The organism is Kribbella albertanoniae (assembly GCF_004348455.1).
GTDB classification, from domain to species: domain Bacteria; phylum Actinomycetota; class Actinomycetes; order Propionibacteriales; family Kribbellaceae; genus Kribbella; species Kribbella albertanoniae.
Window position 1 is genome coordinate 1 of sequence record NZ_SMKA01000460.1, and the last position, 3,218, is coordinate 3,218.

2 protein-coding genes are annotated in these 3,218 nt (G+C 67.5%); both read left to right on the forward strand.

Going from position 1 to position 3,218, the window contains the following annotated elements; genetic code table 11:
* Window positions 1-1,799: FG-GAP repeat domain-containing protein (locus E1261_RS44060; protein ID WP_238176837.1), on the forward strand; the 1,799-nt coding region annotated here is incomplete at its 5' end.
* A 10-nt stretch (window positions 1,800-1,809) separates the two neighbouring features.
* Window positions 1,810-3,218 (forward strand): FG-GAP repeat domain-containing protein (locus E1261_RS44065; RefSeq protein ID WP_132416227.1); only part of this gene is annotated, 1,409 nt, incomplete at its 3' end.

A 3,218-nucleotide genomic window follows, 5' to 3' on the forward strand; every position in this document is an offset into this window, starting at 1 on the left:
CCGCCCACGCCGCCCCAACGGAGTACTCCCCTCGAATCGTGTACTCCGAGACACTGCACCTGGATGCCGGGGCGATGATCTGGCACGAGACCAGATGCGGTGACGGTGAGCGGGCGACCGGTGGTGGGGTCACGGGTGCCGGCCAGACGATCAAGGTGATCTGGTCGACGATCATCTTCGGTGGTGTGGCCTGGGGTGTCGGCATCCAGAACACCTCGCAGGGGCCGACGACCGCGCATGGCTGGGTGGTGTGCACCCGCGGCATCACGACCTCACAGACCTTCGGCGACAGGAAGTGGGCCACTGCGACGGGATCGGCCCGTGCGGTTGCCATGTGCCAGCGTCACCTGACCGTCCTGGGCGGCGGTGTGCACAGCGACCTCTGGGCCGAGGCGTCGCTCGCCTCGACCACCTGGAGCAGTCCCACCTTTGAGACACGGCCGAAGTACTGGCAGTCCGATGTCGACAACCGCTCCATGACGCCGCACGAAGTCCAGCCGTGGGCCGCCTGTGCCGGTGGCGGCCTCACCTCGGTGCAGTACGTGACCGGTAACTGGACGACTCTCCCGAGGGGCGGCGTCGACGACGTGTCGAGCACTTGCCCGCCAGACACCTTCATCCTGGCCGGCGGGCATTACGCGTACGGCGGGGACACTCTTCTGAGCAGTTGGCCCAACTCGCAAGTGTCGTGGCGGGTCAGGGTCCGCAACGGCTCCGGGGGGAGTTCGCGGATCGCCGCCTACGCGGTCTGCGGCACAGTCGACGTGCCCTGGACCAAGTGGGCCGAAGGTTCGAACGTGCGGCCGCTGGCCGGCGATGTGAACGCCGATGGGCGGTCAGATCTGATGATGGTTGGCGGCAACGGATGGACCTCCCAGCCGGTTGCGAACTCCGGTGGAGACGGGAAATTCGCCGTACGGGGGCGGACCGTCGACGCACGCTGGCCGGAGTACGCCGAGTTCACTGACAATGCCGGGCAACCGCTGCAGGGCGACTTCAACGGTGACAGACGAGCGGACCTCGCCCTGGTCGGTGCCGCCCGCTCACCCGGCATCCCCATCGCCTTCGCAGGAACGGGCGAGGACTTCCGGTACGTCGATCAGCCGGCCGACGGTGATTGGCGGAACTGGGCCGTGGGGCCGAACGTGAAGCCGGTCATCGGCGACTTCGACGCGGATGGGAAGGACGACATCGCGTTGGTCGGTGGTGCCGGATGGACGACCCAGCCGGTGGCGTACTCCAACGGAGACGGCACCTTCCGGGTGACCAACCGGCCGGTCGACCCGTCCTGGACGCGCTGGGCCAGTGAACCTGGGGTCGAGCTGGTCGCCGGTGACCTCGACAACGACGGTCGTGACGACCTGGCGCTGATGGGCGGTTCCGGCTGGCAGTCGGTGCCGGTCGCGTTCGCTTCGGCTGACGGCACCTTCCGGGTTGCGAACAAGGTGTTCCCCAGCAGTTGGCCGCAGTGGGCGGCGACGGAGAACGTCCGGACCCTGGCCGGCGACTTCAACAAGGACGGCCGCGCCGACCTCGCGCTGGTCGGCGGCCCCGGCTGGCAGTCGGTGCCGATCGCGCTGTCCACCGGCGACGGCAGCTTCACGGAGCTGAACCAGCCGATCGACTCCCGCTGGAACAGCTGGGCAACCACCCCAGGCGCCGAACCAGTAGTCGGCGACTTCAACGGCGACCGCGCCGCCGACCTGGCCCTGGTCGGCGGTACGGGCTGGCAGTCCCAACCAGTCGCCTTCAACAACGGCAACGGCACCTTCACTCTCACCAACGAACCCCTGAGCTGAGGCGCAGATCATGAGGAACTGGACACCGAGGCGTCATCGATTGACGGCCGGCTGGCTGATCGCAGTGGTGCTCTCGACCGCGTTCACCGTCCCGGCCGGTGCTGCCGACCATCAGCAGACAGCTGGTACAGCCGCGGAAAATCGCGTACGGCGCGTGAGCACCGAGCGGATGACCATCGTGTCGGGGGGAACCACGACGCGGACGATCAGGTGTGAGGAGGGCGAAACCGCGACCGGTGGTGGGGCATTCGATGTCGATCATCGGATCGAGGTTGTGCAGTCGTCGGTCGAGTTCGACGGCCGGGGCTGGACGGTCGGCCTCCATAACCCGTCCAGCTGGGACACCCAGCCTTACGGCTGGGTGATGTGCGTCAGGGGGATCACCACCAGCCGGACGGTCGGGTCGATGGTCGCGGTCGGCCCGGGGCAGACGGCTTCGGCAAGAGCAAGCTGCGCTCCTGACCGGACCCTTCTGGGTGGTGGTCCGTCGAGTAGCACCCTCCCGGGGGCGGTTGTTGCGCAGAGCAGGCCGGATGGTCCTCCCGGCTATCGGCGTCGCGACTGGCTCGCCTCGGTCTACAACAATTCGGAGTACGGCCACGAATTCAACATCTGGGCCGTCTGTGCCAGCGGACTGACGTCGGTTCGGTACGTCGAGGATCAGCCGGTCGGTGTTCGTGCCGGTCACGCCGCCTTGACGTGGGTGAGCTGTCCGCCGGGCACCTTCGTACTGGCCGGTGGGCACCGAGCCGAAGGATGGGACGCGAGGTTGGTGACCAGCTCTCCGAGGTCGGCCACCGAATGGAATATCGCGGTCCGGAACCCCAACTGGGACCAGGCCCGAACCTTTGTTCCGATGGCGGTGTGCGGTTCGTTCGAGGTGCCTTGGACCGAGTGGGCGAAGGATCCAAAGGTGCAGGCGATTGCCGGTGACGTGAACCGCGACGGAGCGGCCGACCTGATGATGGTTGGTGGCGAGGCATGGACCGCGCAGCCGGTTGCTGTTTCCGCGGCCGGGGCGGGGTCGTATTTCGGCGTCCGCGCACACAGCGTCGATGCACGGTGGGCAGAGTATGCCGAAGGCGAGGCCGAACTGGCCGGCCAGGTCGTTCAGGGTGACTTCAACGGCGATGGGCGCGCGGACCTGGCGCGCGTCGGCAACTACTGGTCGCCCGGGATGCCGGTTGTCTTCGCAGGCACCGGTGAGGACTTCCGGTTCGTCGATCGGCCGGTGGACGCCAACTGGCGGAACTGGTCCATGGACTGGAACGTCCACCCGGTCACGGGGGACTTCGACAATGACGGGAAGGACGACATCGCGTTGGCCGGTGGTGCTGGGTGGACGACTCAGCCGGTGGCGTACTCGAACGGGGACGGGACGTTCCGGGTGACTAATCGGGCGGTGGATTCGTCGTGGGC